This is a genomic window from Mycolicibacterium grossiae (assembly GCF_008329645.1).
Lineage (GTDB): Bacteria > Actinomycetota > Actinomycetes > Mycobacteriales > Mycobacteriaceae > Mycobacterium > Mycobacterium grossiae.
The window spans coordinates 1941508-1957199 of sequence record NZ_CP043474.1 but is presented as its reverse complement, the minus strand read 5'-3'; the positions used below and the strand labels follow the sequence as shown (position 1 = coordinate 1957199).

The window sequence follows — 15692 nt, the reverse complement described above, 5'->3', positions numbered from 1 at the left end:
TCGTGCGCATGAGTGGCAACACGAAGTGGACGAAGGCCGACGTGCCCGATCAGAGCGGCCGCGTCGCCGTCATCACCGGCTCCAACACCGGTCTGGGACTCGAGACCGCCCGCGTGCTCGCCGAGCGCGGCGCCCGGGTGGTGCTCGCGGTCCGCAACGTCGACAAGGGCGCCGAGGCGGCCGCCGCGATCGCGAAGACCGCGCCCGGCGCGGACGTGTCGGTGCAGCGGCTGGACCTGGGGTCGCTGCGATCGGTGCGCACCGCCGCCGAGGAGATCGCGGCGGCGCATCCGCGCATCGACCTGCTGATCAACAACGCCGGGCTGATGTACCCGCCCAAGGGACACACCGACGACGGCTTCGAGCTGCAGTTCGGCACCAACCACCTCGGCCACTTCGCCCTGACCGGCCTGCTGCTGGAAAACGTTCTGCCCGTGCGGGATGCGCGCATCGTGGTGGTGGCGAGCATCGCCCACACCATCCGGGCGGGGATCCACTTCGAGGATCTGCAGTGGGAGCAGAGCTACAACCGCGTCGCCGCCTACGGCCAGTCGAAGCTCGCGAACCTGATGTTCGCCTATGCCCTGCAGCGCCGGCTCGCCGCGGCCAACGCGACGACGATCGCGGTCGCCGCGCACCCGGGTGTCTCGAACACCGAACTCATGCGGCACATCCCGGGCAGCAGCCTCCCCGGCTTCTCGAAGCTGGCCGGTCTGGTCACCAACAGCGCGGCCACCGGAGCGCTGGCGACGCTGCGCGCGGCGACCGACCCGGCCGTCACCGGCGGCCAGTACTACGGCCCCGACGGCTTCCGCGAGCTGATGGGCCACCCGGTGCTGGTGTCGTCGAGCGACCAGTCGCACGACCAAGACGTCCAGGAGCGCCTGTGGTCGGTCTCCGAGGAACTCACCGGCGTCACCTACGCCCTCTGACATGCGGTCGGTCCCCGAGCACCAGGGCGTCGTCGCCGGGCTGATCGCCGCGCGCGCGCCGCAGTCCCTCCCCGTCTCCGACGCCCTGGGTCTGGTGCTGGCCGCCGACGTCGTCGCGCCGCTGTCACTGCCCGGCTTCGACAACTCGGCGATGGACGGCTACGCCGTGCACGTCGAGGACGTCACCGCCGCGTCCGACGAAGAGCCGGTGCGCCTCCCCGTGGCCGAGGACATCCCCGCGGGCCGCACCGACGCCCTGACGCTCGCGCCCGGCACCGCCCACCGCATCATGACCGGCGCACCGCTACCCGCCGGGGCCACCGCGGTGGTGCCGGTCGAGGCGACCGACGGCGGCACCGACACCGTGACGATCCGCGCGACCGCGCGCGACGGGCAGCACGTCCGCCGCGCCGGCGAGGACGTCGCGGCGGGCACCACGGTGCTCACCGCCGGCCAGCGGCTCACCCCGGCGGCCCTCGGCCTGGTCGCCGCGCTGGGGCTGGGCGAGGTGAGCGTGGTGCCGCGCCAGCGAGTGCTGGTCATGTCGACGGGATCGGAGCTGGTGGCGCCCGGAACGCCGCTGCTGCCGGGCCAGATCTACGAGTCCAACGCCGTCATGCTCGCCGCCGCCGTGCGCGACGCCGGCGGCGAGGTGGTCACGGTCGCGATGACGTCCGACGACGTCCCGACGTTCCGCGCGGCGCTCGAACGGCACGCCGCGGATGCCGACCTCATCGTCTCCACCGGTGGGGTCAGCGCCGGGGCCTACGAGGTGGTGAAGGACTCGCTGGCCGACGACGTCGACTTCGTCAAGGTCGCCATGCAGCCCGGCATGCCGCAGGGCTCGGGACGGGTGTTCGGCACCCCGATCGTGACGCTGCCGGGCAACCCGGTCAGTGCGCTGGTGTCCTTCGAGGTGTTCATCCGCACCCCGCTGCGCGCCGCGATGGGCCTGCCGTCGCCCGAGCGACCGGTGCGCACCGCCACGCTGACCGAGTCGCTGACGTCGCCGAAGGGCAGGCGGCAGTTCCGCCGCGGCGTGCTCGACGGCGACGCCGTCACCAGCTACGGCCCGCCGGCCTCGCACCACCTGCGCTGGCTGGCGTCGGCGAACTGCCTGCTCGAGATCGACGAGGACGTCACCGACATCGCCGAAGGCTCAGCGGTGCGGGTGTGGGACCTGCGCTGATCCCCGGGTCGACCCGCGCCGCACGGCGTGGTCGGTAATATCGCAATCCCATGGCCAGACCCGCGCGTCCACCAGACCATCCCCAGTCCGAGGCCTCCCGCCTGGTCGATCTCGTCCGCACCCAGTTCCCGCCGCTGCACCGTGCCGGCCTGCCGTTCGTCGGCGCCGGGGTGGGCGTGGCGGCGGTCGGTCGACGCAGCCGGGTGATCCGCACCGCCGGCCTCGCGGCCGCGGGCGCGAGCGCCGTCTTCTTCCGCCACCCGCCGCGCGTGCCGCCGACCCGGCCGCACCTCGTCGTGGCGCCCGCCGACGGCCGCGTCACGCTCATCGACGAGGTGCCGCCGCCCGCGGAACTCGGCATGCCGGCCGAGCCGATGACGCGCATCAGCATCTTCCTGTCGATCTTCGACGCGCACGTGCAGCGCGCGCCGGTCGCCGGGGACGTCGTCTCGGTGAAGTACCGGCCGGGCGCGTTCCTCTCCGCCGACAAGGAGGAGGCCAGCGACGCCAACGAGCGCAACAGCATGTGGCTGCGCACGCCGGACGGCGTCGACGTCGCGGTGGTGCAGATCGCCGGCCTCATCGCGCGGCGCATCGTCTGCGACACCCATGCGGGCGCCACGCTCGCACTCGGGGAGACCTACGGTCTGATCCGGTTCGGGTCCCGGCTGGACACGTACGTACCGAGGGACGCGACGGTGCTCGTCGAGCCGGGCCAGCGCGCGATCGGCGCCGAGACCCCGCTGGCGGAGTGGCGATGAGAGCCCGCATCCGGCCGCCGAGCGTCCGGATCCTGCCCAGCGCGATGACCGTCGCGGCCATCTGCCTGGGTCTGTCGGCGGTGAAGTTCGCGCTCGACGGCCGGCCGACCGAGGCCATGGCGCTGCTCGCGGGTGCCGCCGTCCTCGACGCCCTCGACGGCCGGGCGGCGCGCATGCTCAACGCCACGTCGAAGATGGGCGAGGAGATCGACAGCCTCGCCGACGCGGTGAACTTCGGCGTGGCCCCGGCCTTGATCGTGTGGGCCACGCTGCTGCAGCACTCGCAGATCGGCTGGATCGTGGTGCTGGTGTACGCGGTGTGCATCGTGCTGCGGCTCGCGCGCTACAACGCGATGCTCAACCAGGACGCCCCCGCCTACGAGAAGGACTACTTCGTCGGCATGCCGGCCCCGGCGGGGGCCATCGGCTCGATCGGCCCGATCGCGGCCAAGCTGCAGTTCCCCGGCCCGTGGTGGGACACGCACTGGGCGGAGTGGGCCGTCATCGTGTGGATGATCGGGGTGTCGCTGCTGGCGGTCAGCGCCATCCCCATGCGCAAGGTGCACACCTTCGCGGTGAAGCCGAACATGGTGGCGCCGCTGCTGGCCGGGCTCGCGATCCTGGTCGCCGCGTCGATCCAGTACGGCTACATCGTCATCATGGTGATCATCGTCGCCTACGTCATCCACATCCCGTTCGCCGTCCGCTACAAGGGCTGGCTCGCCAAGCATCCCGAGGTGTGGGACGACAAGCCGAAGGTGCAGCGGCAGGCGCGCCGCGCGATCCGCCGCGCCGCCCAGCCGCACCGCCGCTCGGCCGCCCGCCTGGGCCTGCGCCGGCCCGGCTCCGGACAGCCGCCGCGGAACACCGGGCGATGACCTGGGCCGACGGCCTCGCCGAGGAGTCCGGCGAGACGCCGCTGACCCACTTGCGACTCACCGCACGGCTCAACACCTCAGCGCTCGACGCACGCCGCGGCGTGGTGCGGCTGCACCCCGAGGTCCTGGCCGCGCTGGGGCTGCGGGAGTGGGACGCGGTGGCGCTGACGGGGTCGCGGACCACCGCCGCCGTGGCCGGCCTCGCCGGTCGCGACGTCCCGCCGGGCACGGCCCTGCTCGACGACGTCACCCTGTCCAACGCGGGACTGCGGGAGGACGCCGCGGTGCTGGTCGCGCCCGTGACGGTGTACGGCGCCCGGTCGGTCACGTTGACCGGGTCGCGGCTGGCCAGCACGTCGCTCTCGTCGGCGACGCTGCGACTGGCTCTGCTGGGAAAGGTCATGACGGTCGGGGACACCGTCTCCCTGCTGCCCCGCGACCTGGGACCGGGCACCTCGACCACCGCCGCCACGTCGGCGCTCGCCTCCTCGGTCGGCATCACCTGGACTTCGGAGCTGCTGACCGTCACCGGCACCGATCCCGCGGGCCCGGTGAGCGTGCAGCCCAACACCTCGGTCACGTGGGGTGACGGGCCGGGCACCGTCGGCACCACGCCGCCGGCCCCACCCGACGCCGAGCGCTTCACCGTGACGGCGCCCGAGCGTGCCGCGCCGGTGGTCGCCGTCGACGACCTCAAGGGCGCCCGCGACCAGGCGGCCCGGCTCGCCGAATGGCTGAAGCTGGCGCTCGATCAACCCGAGCTGCTCGAAACCCTGGGCGCGGCACCCAATCTCGGTGTCCTGGTCTCCGGTCCGGCGGGTGTGGGCAAGGCGACGCTGGTGCGCGCGGTGTGCGCGCAGCGCCGGCTGGTCGAACTCGACGGCCCCGACACCGGCGCACTACGCGCCGAGGACCGCCTCGCCGCGGTGACCGCCGCCGCGGCCGACGCCCGCACGCGCGGCGGCGTCCTGCTGATCACCGACGTGGACGCGCTGCTCCCGGCGACCGCCGAACCGGTCGCCACGCTGATCCTCGCCGAGCTGCGGCACGCGGTCGCCACGGCGGGCGTCGCCTTCGTCGCGACGACCGCGGTACCCGACGCCGTGGACGCGCGGTTGCGCGCGCCCGACCTCTGCGACCGCGAACTCGGCCTCCCCCTCCCCGACGGCGCCACCCGCGCAGCCCTGCTCGAGGTGCTGCTGCGCGACGTTCCGGTACGCGACCTCGACTTGGCCCGGATCGGCGAGCGCACACCGGGTTTCGTGGTGGCCGACCTCGCGGCCCTCGTCCGCGAGGCGGCGCTGCGGGCGGCCGCGCGGGCCAGCGCCGACGGACACCCGCCGGTGCTGACCCAGGACGACGTGCTCGGAGCGCTGTCGGTGATCCGTCCGCTGTCCCGGTCGGCGACCGAGGAGATCTCGGTCGGCTCGGTGACGCTCGACGACGTCGGCGACATGGTCGAGACCAAGCAGGCGCTGACCGAGGCCGTGCTGTGGCCGCTGCAGCATCCCGACACCTTCACCCGGCTGGGCGTCGACCCGCCGCGCGGCGTGCTGCTGTACGGGCCGCCCGGGTGCGGCAAGACGTTCGTCGTCCGAGCCCTCGCCAGCACCGGCCGGCTGTCGGTGCACGCCGTCAAGGGCGCCGAGCTGATGGACAAGTGGGTCGGCGCCTCGGAGAAGGCGGTGCGCGAGTTGTTCCGTCGCGCACGGGATTCCGCGCCATCGCTGGTCTTCCTCGACGAGGTCGACGCGCTGGCGCCCCGCCGCGGTCAGAGTTCGGACTCCGGCGTCTCCGACCGGGTGGTCGCCGCGCTGCTCACCGAACTCGACGGGATCGATCCGCTGCGCGACGTGGTGGTGCTCGGCGCCACCAACCGCCCGGACCTCATCGACCCGGCGCTGCTGCGACCCGGCCGGCTGGAGCGGCTGGTCTTCGTCGAGCCGCCCGACGCCGACGCGCGGCGCGACATCCTGCGCACCGCGGCGAAGTCCATCCCGCTGCACCCCGACGTCGACCTCGACGCCATCGCCGCCGAGCTGGACGGCTACAGCGCCGCGGACTGCGTGGCAGTGCTCCGGGAGTCCGCCCTCGCCGCGATGCGTCGTTCGATCGACGCGGCCGACGTCACGGCCGCCGACGTCGCGACGGCCCGCGCCGCGGTCCGGCCCTCCCTGGACCCCGCGCAGGTCGCGTCGCTGCGCGCATTCGCCGACGGTCGCCAGGGTTGACGTTCCATCATCGACATGTCAGTGTTGATATGTCGATGACGGACCCCTGACCGGAGGACCCCATGATCGTGCTCCCCGCGACCCCTACCCGCACCACGTCCGCCCGGACCGCCCTGCGCGCCGGTGACCGCGACCGCGACCGGACCGCAAGCCACCTCGGGCAGGCGCTCTCCCAGGGGTACCTCGACCTCGACGAGTACGAGCGGCGCGTGCGGGCCGCCTACGTCGCCGCGACCCGGGCCGACCTCGACGCGCTGCTCGCCGACGTGCCGGTGCATCGACTGCTGCGCGACGACCCGTCCCGCCGCGCGGCGTCCCGTGCGAAGGCCGAGCTGTCGGTGCGGCTGCACCTGGCGGCCTACGCGCTGATGGTCGTCACGGTGCTGACGGTCTGGCTGGCCGTCGCCCTGTGCGGCGGCACGTGGTACTTCTGGCCCGTCTGGCCCATCCTCGGCGCCGGCATCGGGGTGCTAGCACACGCGATCCCCGTGCGGCTCGCCACGGCCGGACGGCGCTGACGGCACCGCCACGTAAGCTCGATCAGGACACGTCCAGCCACGCCACACGACGGCTGACACCCCGACCCGCACGATCGGAGTGCCATGCTCGCCATCCTCTGCGCGCACGCGGCAGCAGCCGCCATCGCGCCGCTGCTCGTGCAGCGTTGGGGACGCATGGCGTTCTACCCGCTGGCGCTGGTCCCCCTCGGATCGCTCGCGTGGGTCGTCGCGAACTGGCCGGGCGCCGGTGCGCAGCGCGCGCAGCTGGACTGGGTGCCCGCCCTCTCGATGGACGTCACCCTGCGCTTCGATGCCCTGGCGGCGGTGATGAGCGTGCTGGTCCTCGCCATCGGCGCCCTGGTCCTCTGCTACTGCGCCGAGTACTTCCACCACCACGACGGGCACACCGAGAAGCGCCTGCCCAGCTTCGCCGCCGAACTGGTCGCGTTCTCCGGCGCCATGTTCGGTCTGGTCACCAGCGACAACATGCTGGTGCTCTACCTGTTCTGGGAGCTGACCACCGTCCTGTCGTTCCTGCTCGTCGGGCACTACGCCGAGCGCGCGACCAGCCGGCGGGCCGCCATGCAGGCGCTGCTGGTGACCACGGCGGGCGGGCTGGCCATGCTGGTCGGGATCGTCATCCTCGGCGAGTCCGCGGGCACCTACCTGCTGTCGGAGCTGATCGCCGCACCGCCCACCGGCACCGCCGTCACCGCCGGGGTCCTGCTGGTGCTCGTCGGCGCGCTGAGCAAGTCCGCGATCGTCCCGCTGCACTTCTGGCTGCCCGGCGCGATGGCCGCCCCCACTCCGGTCAGCGCGTACCTGCACGCCGCGGCGATGGTCAAGGCCGGCGTCTACCTCATCGCCCGCATGACCCCGGGCTTCGCCGACTCCCCGGGCTGGCGGCCGACCATCGTCGTGCTGGGGCTCGCGACCATGCTGCTGGCCGGCTGGCGCGCGGTGCGCGAGTACGACCTCAAACTGATCCTCGCCTTCGGCACCGTGAGCCAGCTCGGCCTGATCACCGTGATGGTCGGCACCGGCGGCGGTGACGTCATGCTCGCCGGTCTGGCGATGCTGTGCGCCCACGCCATGTTCAAGGCGACGCTGTTCATGGTCGTCGGCGTCATCGACCACGCCACCGGCACCCGCGACATCCGGCGGCTGGCGTGGCTCGGCGACGCGCACCGCCCGCTGCTCGTCATCGCCGTGGGCGGCGCGGCGAGCATGGCCGCGCTGCCGCCGTTCTTCGGCTTCGTCGCCAAGGAGGCCGACCTCGAGACACTGGCGCACAGCGCAACGCTGGGTTCGACCGCCCCCTGGGTGCTGGGCGGGGTGGTCTTCGGGTCGGTGTTCACCACCATCTACAGCCTGCGGTTCGTCTACGGCGCCTTCGCCCGCAAGGGCCGCGACGCCCCCAGCCAGCGCGTCGCCGAGATGCACCGCCCACCCGCCGCGTTCCTCGTCGCGCCCGCCGTGCTCTCGGTGGCAGGCCTGCTGTTCGGCCTCTGGCCGGCGGGACTGGACCACGTGCTGGCGGACTACGCCCGGACCGTGCCCGGCGGTACGGGCTACCACCTCGCGCTGTGGCACGGCTTCACCGTGCCGCTGCTGCTGTCGGCGCTGGTCCTCGGCCTCGGCATCGCCGCGTTCTTCGCCCGCGGCCGGCTGCGAGAGGTCCGCCTGGGCTACCTGCCGCTGGGCAACGCCGACCGCATCTACGACGCCGTCATCCGCGGCATCGACGTGCTGGCGGTCCGGCTCACCGCGTCCACGCAGCGCGGCTCGATCCCCGCCACGCAGTCGGTGATCCTCGCGACGCTGGTCCTGCTGCCCACCGCCATGCTCGTCCTCGGCAATTCCGACCGCCCGGAACTTCGGCTGTGGGACTCGCCGCTGCAGGCGGTCGTCGGCCTCATCATCCTCGCCGCCGCGCTCGCGGCCACCGTCATGCGCAACCGGCTGGCCTCGGTGCTGGTCGTCGGCGTCACCGGCTATGGCTGCGGCGTCGTCTTCGTCTTCCACGGCGCACCGGACCTGGCGCTGACGCAGTTCCTGGTCGAGACGTTGACGCTGGTCATCTTCGTGCTGGTGCTGCGCACGCTGCCCGCCGAAGCCGACCGCGCGAACGTCGAACGCAAGCGCCTGCCGCGCGCCGCACTGGCTCTGGCCGTCGGTGCCACGGTCACCACGCTGGCCGCGTTCGCGATGGCCGCCCGTTCCACCCGGCCCATCGCCGAACTGCTCCCGGACGCCGCCTACTACCGCGGGCACGGCGCGAACACCGTCAACGTGCTGCTCGTCGACATCCGCGCCTGGGACACCATGGGCGAGATCTCGGTGCTGCTCGTCGCTGCCACCGGCGTCGCCTCGATGGTGTTCCGCAACCGCCGCTTCGGCAGTGCGCCGCGGGTCGCGGACGCCGGACAGCCCGACATCGGACGCATCCCGGTGGTGCCGACGAGCCCCGCGGTCGGCGAGATCACCTGGCTGCGCGGCAGCGAGCTGCGCGACCCGCGGTACCGCTCGCTGGTCCTCGAGGTCGCCACCCGCATCATCTTCCCGCTGATCATGGTGCTCTCGGCGTACTTCTTCTTCGCCGGCCACAACACCCCGGGCGGCGGCTTCGCGGGCGGGCTGACCGCCGGGCTGGCGCTGGTGCTGCGCTACCTCGCCGGTGGCCGCTACGAACTCGGCGAGGCGCTGCCGCTGGACGCCGGCAAGGTGCTCGGCGCGGGCCTCGCCCTCTCCGCGGGCACGGCGGTGACGTCGCTGCTGCTGGGTGCGCCGGTGCTGTCGTCGGCCGTCATCGAACTCGACGTGCCCGTGCTCGGCACGATCAAGTTCGTCACCGCGCTGTTCTTCGACCTCGGTGTCTACCTCATCGTGGTCGGCCTGGTCCTCGACGTGCTGCGCAGCCTCGGCGCCCGCGTCGACGACGCGATGGCCCAGCAGCGCCAGCTGGAGGTGTCGCGGTGAACGTCACCTACCTCGTCCCGCTGATCCTGGTCGGCGGACTCATCAGCGCCGGGGTGTACCTGCTGCTGGAACGCAATCTCACCCGCATGCTGCTGGGTCTGCTGCTCGTCGGCAACGGCGTGAACCTGCTGATCCTGACCGTCGCCGGCTCGTCGGGCAATCCACCGATCCGGGGTCGCACCAGCTCCGGCGAGACCACCACCGCCGACCCGCTGGCCCAGGGCATGATCCTCACTGCGATCGTCATCTCGATGGGCGTCGCGGCGTTCGTGCTGGCACTGACCTACCGCTCCTACCGGCTGTCGCGTGCCGAGGAGGTCGCCAACGACCCCGAGGACACCCGCGTCTCGGAGCAGTCCGGCACCGCGATCGACGAGGACCTGCCCGAGCACGTGCCTTCCCGCGACACCGACGCCCCCGACGAACTCGACGCCCTGCCCGGACACGAGGGGTCCCGATGAGCGCGCAGAGCATCGCCGCGGTGCTGACGCCGCTGCCCGTGCTGATCCCGACGCTCGCCGCGGCGGCGACGCTGCTCGCCGGGCGCAGCGCGCGGCTGCAGCGCTCGATCGCGGTCATCGCGCTGTCGGCCGTCGTCGCGGTGTGTGCGGCGCTGGTGTACTACGCCGACCGGCTGGGGACGATCGTCGTGCACGTCGGCGGCTGGGGCTCCACCGAACCCGGCATGGGACCGCTCGGGATCAGCCTGGTGGCCGACCGGCTGTCGGCACTCATGCTGCTGGTGTCGGCGATCGTGCTGCTGGGCGTGGTCTTCTACGCCATCGGGCAGGGCATCCGCGACGGCGACGAACGCCAACCGGTGTCGATCTTCCTGCCGACCTACCTGGTGCTGTCCGCGGGCGTGTGCACGGCGTTCCTCGCCGGCGACCTGTTCAACCTGTTCGTCGGCTTCGAGGTGCTGCTGTCGGCGAGCTTCGTGCTGCTCACCATCGGCGCGAGCGCCGAGCGGGTCCGGGCCGGCATCGCCTACGTGATGGTGTCCATGGTGTCGTCGCTGATCTTCCTCGCCGGCATCGCGCTGGTGTACGCGACGACCGGCACGCTCAACATGGCCGAGGTCGCGGTCCGCCTCGACGACGTCCCCGACGGCACCCGCAACGCGCTGTTCGCCGTCCTGCTGGTGGCCTTCGGCATCAAGGCCGCCGTCTTCCCGCTGTCGGCGTGGCTGCCCGACTCCTATCCCACCGCACCCGCGCCGGTCACCGCGGTGTTCGCGGGCCTGCTCACCAAGGTGGGCGTCTATGCCATCATCCGCGCGCACTCGCTGCTGTTCCCCGGCGGGAGCATGGACGGCGTGCTGCTCGTCGCCGCGCTGCTCACGATGCTGGTCGGCATCCTCGGCGCCATCGCGCAGAGCGACATCAAGCGGCTGCTGTCCTTCACCCTGGTCAGCCACATCGTCTACATGGTGTTCGGCGTCGCGCTGTCCAACGACCTCGGCATGTCCGGCGCGATCTACTACGTCGCACACCACATCGTCGTGCAGACCACGCTGTTCCTCGTCGTCGGCCTCATCGAGCGCCAGGCCGGCGCCTCGACGCTGCAGCGCCTCGGCGGACTGGCCGCCGCGAGCCCGCTGCTGGCGTTCGTGTTCCTGGTCCCGGCGCTCAACCTCGGCGGCATCCCGCCGTTCTCGGGCTTCATCGGCAAGGTGGCGCTGCTCGAGGCGGGCACCCGGGACGGCTCGGTGCTGGCCTGGCTGCTGGTCGGCGGCGGCGTGCTGACCAGCCTGCTGACGCTCTACGCGGTGGCGCGGGTGTGGACGAAGGCGTTCTGGCGCGCGCGGGCCGACGCGCCGCAGGGCGACCTGTCGGCCGCCACGCCGTCGGCACTGCTCGACGACGCCGAGGCCGACGTCTCGTTCGCCGACCGCGACGACGTCGGGCGCATGCCGGTGGGCATGGTGCTGCCGACCGCGGCGCTGATCGCGGTGGGGCTGGCGCTGACGGTGTGGGCCGGCCCGATCTTCGGGTACAGCGAGCGCGCCGCCGACCAGGTGCTCGACCGCGGCCAGTACGTGTCGGCGGTCCTCGGACCGGGGGTGACGCCGTGACCGGGGCGTCGCTGCGCAAGATCGCGCTGCGGCTGTGGGTGGTGTGCTGGCTGGTCCTGGTGTGGCAGCTGCTGTGGGGCGACGTGTCGGCGGCCAACGTCCTCAGCGGCCTGGTGGTGGCCCTCGTCATCACGGTGCTGCTGCCCCTGCCGCCGGTGCCCATCGAGGGGCGGCTGCACCCGCTGTCGCTGCTGCGGCTCACCGCCCAGATCGGCTACTACCTGGTGAAGTCCTCCATCCAGGTGGCCTGGCTGGCGGTCCGGCCCGGTCCCCCGCCGGCCACCGCGGTGCTGCGGGCGCATCTCGCGCTGAAGTCCGACCTGGTGCTGGCGCTCGCGGTGAACGTGCTGAACCTGATCCCCGGCGGCATCGTGCTCGAGATCGACCAGGCCCGCCGCCTGATCTACGTGCACGTGCTGGACGTCAGCACCGAGCGCACGGTGCGCCAGTTCTACCACCAGGTCGCCGAGATCGAGCGGCTGATGATCGCGACCTTCGAACGCGACACGCACTGGCGTCCGGCGCCGGAACGGGAGGTCGGCTGATGACCTGGGTATGGACGGTGTCGGCGGTGCTGCTGACCGCGGCCGCGGCCATCACGATGTACCGGCTGCTCGCCGGACCGGGCACGCTGGACCGCCTCGTCGCGCTGGACACGTTCGTCGCGGTGACGATGTGCGCGATCGGCACGTGGGCGGCGTTCAGCCTCGACACCACCGTGACGTACAGCCTGACGGCGCTGGCCCTGATCAGCTTCGTCGGCTCGGTCAGCGTCGCCCGCTTCCGGGTGCGCGACCGCGACGAAGGGAGCCAGCGGTGACCACCGTCCTCGACGTCCTCGCCGGCGCACTGGTGCTCGCCGGCTCGACGCTGGCGCTGACCGCCGCGATCGGCATCGTCCGCTTCGGCGACACCATGTCGCGCATGCACTCGGCCACCAAGCCGCAGGTGCTCGGACTACTGCTGGTGCTCGCCGGGGCCGCCATCCGGCTGCGCGGCCACGCCGACGTCGGCATGGTGATCCTCACCGGAATGTTCACCCTCATCACCGCGCCGGTGGTCGCCAACCGCGTCGGTCAGCTCGCCTACCGCGAGCAGAGCTACCGCGACGACCTGCTGACGCGCGACGAGATGGCCGAACGCAGCGAGGACTGACGCCCGTCGGAAGGGCGCGCGCTCAGTCCTCGGCGAGCTGGAACTCCACCAGCGCGGCGACGGTCTCGACGGCGTCCCGCAGCGCGTCGAGTCGCTTCTCCGCCGACGGCGCGGCGAGCAGCGCGTACCGGTCGGCCTGACCGATCGGGATCCGCGAGGCCAGCGCGTAGAGCCGCTCCCCGGCGTCCTGCCCCGGTTCCGGCTCGCCGAGCAGGTCCCGCTTCGGCGGCAGCGTGGCGCCCTGGGCCTCGGCGACCCGCTCGAACAACGCCATCACCTGGTCCTCGACGTCGGCGATCTCCGCGCCGCCAACGGCACGCCCCGGCTCGTCGGGCCAGGGCTCGGTGGTGGCGCGCGGGAACGGATCGTCCGGCAGCCACTCGACCACCCGGATCCGGTCGGTCATGGCGCAGTCGATCCGGTAGAGCCCGCCGCCCTGGTCCTGCGCCTCGACGATCCGGGCCATGACACCGACGTCGAGCCGCGCGTCGGCACCGCCCACCTCGCGTCCGGCGGAGATCAGGACGACACCGAATTGCCGGTCGCCGGAGAGGCATTCGCGCACCAACGCCTGGTACCGCGGCTCGAAGATGCGCAGCGGCAGGTCCTCGCCCGGCAGCCGGACCGACTCCAGCGGGAACATCGGCGTGCTGGCCACGGGTTACAGCACCAACTCGCCGACGAGCGCGTCGACCACGGCGCGCAGGTCCCCGTCGTTGTCCTCGGCCACGCGGCGCTGCCGCTGATACGACGCACCGCCCCGGGCGATCGACGACACCGCGGCCAGTTCGTCGGAGCAGCCCAGCGACGCGGCGACCGGTTCCAGCCGGTTCAGCACCTCGTCGAGGTCCTCGGTGACCAGCCGCTCGTTGCTGTCGGCGTCCAGGATGATGACCGCGTCCAGGCCGTAACGCGCTGCGCGCCACTTGTTCTCCTGCACGTGCCACGGCGGCATCGTCGGCAGCTGCTCGCCGGCGTCGAGCCGCCGGTCCAGGTCGACGATCAGGCAGTGCGTCAGCGCGACGAGCGCGCCGAGTTCGTCGATGTTGGAGACGCCGTCGAAGATCCGCACCTCCACGGTGCCGAGATGCGGCGACGGCCGGATGTCCCACCGGATCTCGTTCATGTGGTCGATGATGCCGGTCTTCTTCTGGTCGGCCACGAAGCGCTCGAAGTGCGACCACTTCTGAAAGTGGAAGGGCAGGCCGGCCGTCGGCAGCTGTTGGAACATCATGGCGCGGTTGCTCGCGTACCCGGTGTCGTGTCCGGCCCAGTAGGGCGAGGACGCCGACAGCGCCAGCAGGTGCGGATAGTGATTGAGCAGCGACGTGATGATCGGCATCACCTTGTGCGCCGAGGACACGCCGACGTGCACGTGCACCCCCCAGATCAACATCTGCCGCCCCCACCACTGGGTGCGCTTGATCAGCTCGGCGTAGCGCGGCGCGTCGGTCAGTTGCGCGGCCGACCAGTTCGCGAACGGGTGCGTGCCCGCGCAGAACAACTCCATGCCGCGGGCCTCCACGATTCGCCGCGTGGTGCCGAGCGTGCCGCGCAGGTCGTCCATCGCCTCACCGGCGTTGTCGCAGATGCCGGTGACCACCTCGACGGTGTTGCGCAGCAACTCCTTGTGCACGTGCGGTGTCTCGCCGATCTCGTCGATGACCGCGGCGGCCTCGTTGCTCAGGTCGCGCGTGACCGGGTCGACGAGCGCGAACTCCCACTCGACGCCCACGGTCGGCCGGGCCGATCCGGCGAAGTCGATGCGCTGCGACACCGGCGTCGCCGCCTACGTGGAGGGCGAGATGACGCCGCAGGCGACGCGCTTGCCGGCATCGCCGGTGGCGAGCGTCTCCTGGTCCGGGCCGGGCGTGCCGTTGGTCTGCTGGTACTTCTCCGGCGGGATGTTGGCGAAGTTGTCCGACTTCTCGTGGATGATGATCGCCGTCTTCTGCCCGGCGAGCAGCTGCTCGGCGGTGAAGGCGTCGGTCGTCGTCACCAGCATCGCCGAGCCGTCCTCGCGGACCTGCAGCGACGCGAGGTCGCCGCTGGCCGGGTGACCGCTGTGGCCGGGAACCTGGAAGTGCCCACCCGCGGACAGGAAGTCGCCGGGCGCGCCGCCGGTGGGGGCCACCGACGCGGCCTCGCACTTGCCGACGGAGTGGATGTGCATGCCGTGGAAGCCGGGCGCCAACTGCCCCGGCGCGGTGGTCTGCACGGTGACGTTGGCGTGCCCGCCCTCGAACGCGAACTCGGCGGTCGCGACGGTGGTGCCGTCGGGCGTCTTGATCTCGGCGGTCAGCGTCTCGCCGGCCGGAGCCGCGCCGCCCTCGCCCTCCTGCGCACCGGCCGACGGTGCCGGCGAACCGGTCCACACCGACGGGGTGGTGCCGGGCTGGGTGGCGACGGGCTCGTTGGGCGTGCATGCTGCCGCGACCGGAACGAGCAGCGCCGTGGCGGCGACGAGGCGGAGCGAAGCAGAGATCGGCATGCCCGAAAGCCTAGCCGGTGACGACGACGATGACGCCGGGCGGTCGGTCTGCCAGCGGGGGCGTCCGTTCGGCCACCGGCGCGTCGAGGAGCTTGCCGATCTGCTCGGCGGACTGGCGTTCACCGGCGGCCTCGCCCCAGTAGACGGTGGTGGCCGTCACGCCCTCCGGCGGCAGGTTGCCGGTCTCGACGACGTTCCACTCGTCGTCGCGCAGCCGGTTGGCCACGTTCTCCGCGGCGCCCGCGACGTCGGAGACGTTGAAGACCCGCACCTCGGCGCGCGGCGCGGCCTGGCCGGACGCCGCGGCCGACGTGCTCGGGGCGGGGGTGACGGTGCTGACCACGCTGGAGGAGGTGCTGTCGGCGGCGTCGTCGTCGGAGCCCATCGACTGGAACCCGACCAGCAGGAACACCACGCCCAGGAAGAGGAGCACCATCACGATGGCGCGCAGGGGCAACCCGGAGGTCTCTCGCTGGTTCATCGCACCCACTGTATTCGTCGG

At 72.5% G+C, this 15692-nt stretch carries 16 protein-coding genes; 12 read left to right on the top strand and 4 right to left on the bottom strand.

Annotation, left to right across the window (positions count from 1 at the left end; translation table 11 throughout):
- Positions 1-8: 8 nt before the first annotated feature.
- From FZ046_RS09380 to FZ046_RS09325, 12 genes are all read left to right on the top strand, one after another.
- A complete protein-coding gene (locus tag FZ046_RS09380; RefSeq protein WP_070355020.1) occupies positions 9-932 on the top strand; it encodes an SDR family NAD(P)-dependent oxidoreductase in 924 nt (307 codons plus the stop codon).
- A gap of 1 nt (position 933) precedes the next feature.
- Positions 934-2121: a molybdopterin molybdotransferase MoeA gene (moeA, locus tag FZ046_RS09375; RefSeq protein ID WP_070354985.1), complete on the top strand. Its 1188-nt coding sequence runs from the start codon at positions 934-936 to the stop codon at positions 2119-2121.
- 50 nt (positions 2122-2171) lie between these two features.
- Positions 2172-2882, top strand: a complete 711-nt coding sequence (locus FZ046_RS09370; protein ID WP_070354986.1) for a phosphatidylserine decarboxylase — start codon at positions 2172-2174, stop codon at positions 2880-2882.
- Positions 2879-3760, top strand: coding sequence for a CDP-alcohol phosphatidyltransferase family protein (locus tag FZ046_RS09365; protein WP_070355021.1), 882 nt, complete (start codon positions 2879-2881; stop codon positions 3758-3760). The genes FZ046_RS09370 and FZ046_RS09365 overlap by 4 nt, the downstream gene beginning before the upstream one ends.
- Positions 3757-5991, top strand: coding sequence for an AAA family ATPase (locus FZ046_RS09360; RefSeq protein ID WP_070354987.1), 2235 nt, complete (start codon positions 3757-3759; stop codon positions 5989-5991). The genes FZ046_RS09365 and FZ046_RS09360 overlap by 4 nt, the downstream gene beginning before the upstream one ends.
- Before the next feature lie 62 nt (positions 5992-6053).
- The gene (locus FZ046_RS09355; RefSeq protein WP_070354988.1) at positions 6054-6509 is read left to right on the top strand and encodes a DUF1707 domain-containing protein; all 456 of its coding nucleotides are present in this window, start codon (positions 6054-6056) and stop codon (positions 6507-6509) included.
- Between the two features lie 84 nt (positions 6510-6593).
- Positions 6594-9470 carry a Na+/H+ antiporter subunit A gene (locus FZ046_RS09350; RefSeq protein WP_070354989.1) on the top strand — a complete coding sequence of 959 codons (2877 nt, stop codon included), beginning with the start codon at positions 6594-6596 and terminating at the stop codon, positions 9468-9470.
- Complete coding sequence (locus FZ046_RS09345) at positions 9467-9931, top strand: Na(+)/H(+) antiporter subunit C (protein ID WP_070354990.1); 465 nt, start codon at positions 9467-9469, stop codon at positions 9929-9931. Before FZ046_RS09350 ends, FZ046_RS09345 begins: the two co-directional genes overlap by 4 nt.
- On the top strand, positions 9928-11544 hold the full coding sequence (locus FZ046_RS09340; protein WP_070354991.1) for a Na+/H+ antiporter subunit D: 1617 nt from the start codon (positions 9928-9930) through the stop codon (positions 11542-11544). The genes FZ046_RS09345 and FZ046_RS09340 overlap by 4 nt, the downstream gene beginning before the upstream one ends.
- An 11-nt stretch (positions 11545-11555) precedes the next feature.
- Positions 11556-12089: a Na+/H+ antiporter subunit E gene (locus tag FZ046_RS09335; protein WP_070355022.1), complete on the top strand. Its 534-nt coding sequence runs from the start codon at positions 11556-11558 to the stop codon at positions 12087-12089.
- Entirely contained in the window at positions 12089-12364 is a 276-nt protein-coding gene (locus tag FZ046_RS09330) for a monovalent cation/H+ antiporter complex subunit F (protein ID WP_070354992.1), read from the top strand. Before FZ046_RS09335 ends, FZ046_RS09330 begins: the two co-directional genes overlap by 1 nt.
- A complete protein-coding gene (locus FZ046_RS09325; protein ID WP_070354993.1) occupies positions 12361-12699 on the top strand; it encodes a cation:proton antiporter in 339 nt (112 codons plus the stop codon). The genes FZ046_RS09330 and FZ046_RS09325 overlap by 4 nt, the downstream gene beginning before the upstream one ends.
- A gap of 22 nt (positions 12700-12721) precedes the next feature.
- Here FZ046_RS09325 and FZ046_RS09320 read toward each other — a convergent pair whose 3' ends face one another.
- The 4 genes from FZ046_RS09320 to FZ046_RS09305 are packed head-to-tail and all read right to left on the bottom strand — an operon-like array spanning position 12722 to position 15671.
- Positions 12722-13342, bottom strand: a complete 621-nt coding sequence (locus FZ046_RS09320; protein WP_083298444.1) for an LON peptidase substrate-binding domain-containing protein — start codon at positions 13340-13342, stop codon at positions 12722-12724.
- Positions 13343-13360: 18 nt separating this feature from the next.
- Entirely contained in the window at positions 13361-14476 is a 1116-nt protein-coding gene (locus FZ046_RS09315) for a glutamate--cysteine ligase (RefSeq protein ID WP_070354995.1), read from the bottom strand.
- 12 nt (positions 14477-14488) lie between these two features.
- A complete protein-coding gene (gene sodC, locus FZ046_RS09310; RefSeq protein ID WP_070354996.1) occupies positions 14489-15190 on the bottom strand; it encodes a superoxide dismutase[Cu-Zn] in 702 nt (233 codons plus the stop codon).
- Positions 15191-15200: 10 nt separating this feature from the next.
- Complete coding sequence (locus FZ046_RS09305) at positions 15201-15671, bottom strand: LytR C-terminal domain-containing protein (RefSeq protein WP_070354997.1); 471 nt, start codon at positions 15669-15671, stop codon at positions 15201-15203.
- Positions 15672-15692 lie beyond the last annotated feature (21 nt).

What these genes read in the sequence shown, in the direction of transcription:
- FZ046_RS09305 (WP_070354997.1), bottom strand. Translation starts at nt 15,671, where the DNA reads ATGAACCAGCGAGAGACCTCCGGGTTGCCCCTGCGCGCCATCGTGATG.
- FZ046_RS09340 (WP_070354991.1), top strand. Translation starts at nt 9,928, where the DNA reads ATGAGCGCGCAGAGCATCGCCGCGGTGCTGACGCCGCTGCCCGTGCTG.
- FZ046_RS09380 (WP_070355020.1), top strand. Translation starts at nt 9, where the DNA reads ATGAGTGGCAACACGAAGTGGACGAAGGCCGACGTGCCCGATCAGAGC.
- FZ046_RS09370 (WP_070354986.1), top strand. Translation starts at nt 2,172, where the DNA reads ATGGCCAGACCCGCGCGTCCACCAGACCATCCCCAGTCCGAGGCCTCC.
- FZ046_RS09355 (WP_070354988.1), top strand. Translation starts at nt 6,054, where the DNA reads ATGATCGTGCTCCCCGCGACCCCTACCCGCACCACGTCCGCCCGGACC.
- FZ046_RS09350 (WP_070354989.1), top strand. Translation starts at nt 6,594, where the DNA reads ATGCTCGCCATCCTCTGCGCGCACGCGGCAGCAGCCGCCATCGCGCCG.
- FZ046_RS09330 (WP_070354992.1), top strand. Translation starts at nt 12,089, where the DNA reads ATGACCTGGGTATGGACGGTGTCGGCGGTGCTGCTGACCGCGGCCGCG.
- moeA (WP_070354985.1), top strand. Translation starts at nt 934, where the DNA reads ATGCGGTCGGTCCCCGAGCACCAGGGCGTCGTCGCCGGGCTGATCGCC.
- FZ046_RS09365 (WP_070355021.1), top strand. Translation starts at nt 2,879, where the DNA reads ATGAGAGCCCGCATCCGGCCGCCGAGCGTCCGGATCCTGCCCAGCGCG.
- FZ046_RS09360 (WP_070354987.1), top strand. Translation starts at nt 3,757, where the DNA reads ATGACCTGGGCCGACGGCCTCGCCGAGGAGTCCGGCGAGACGCCGCTG.
- sodC (WP_070354996.1), bottom strand. Translation starts at nt 15,190, where the DNA reads ATGCCGATCTCTGCTTCGCTCCGCCTCGTCGCCGCCACGGCGCTGCTC.
- FZ046_RS09320 (WP_083298444.1), bottom strand. Translation starts at nt 13,342, where the DNA reads ATGTTCCCGCTGGAGTCGGTCCGGCTGCCGGGCGAGGACCTGCCGCTG.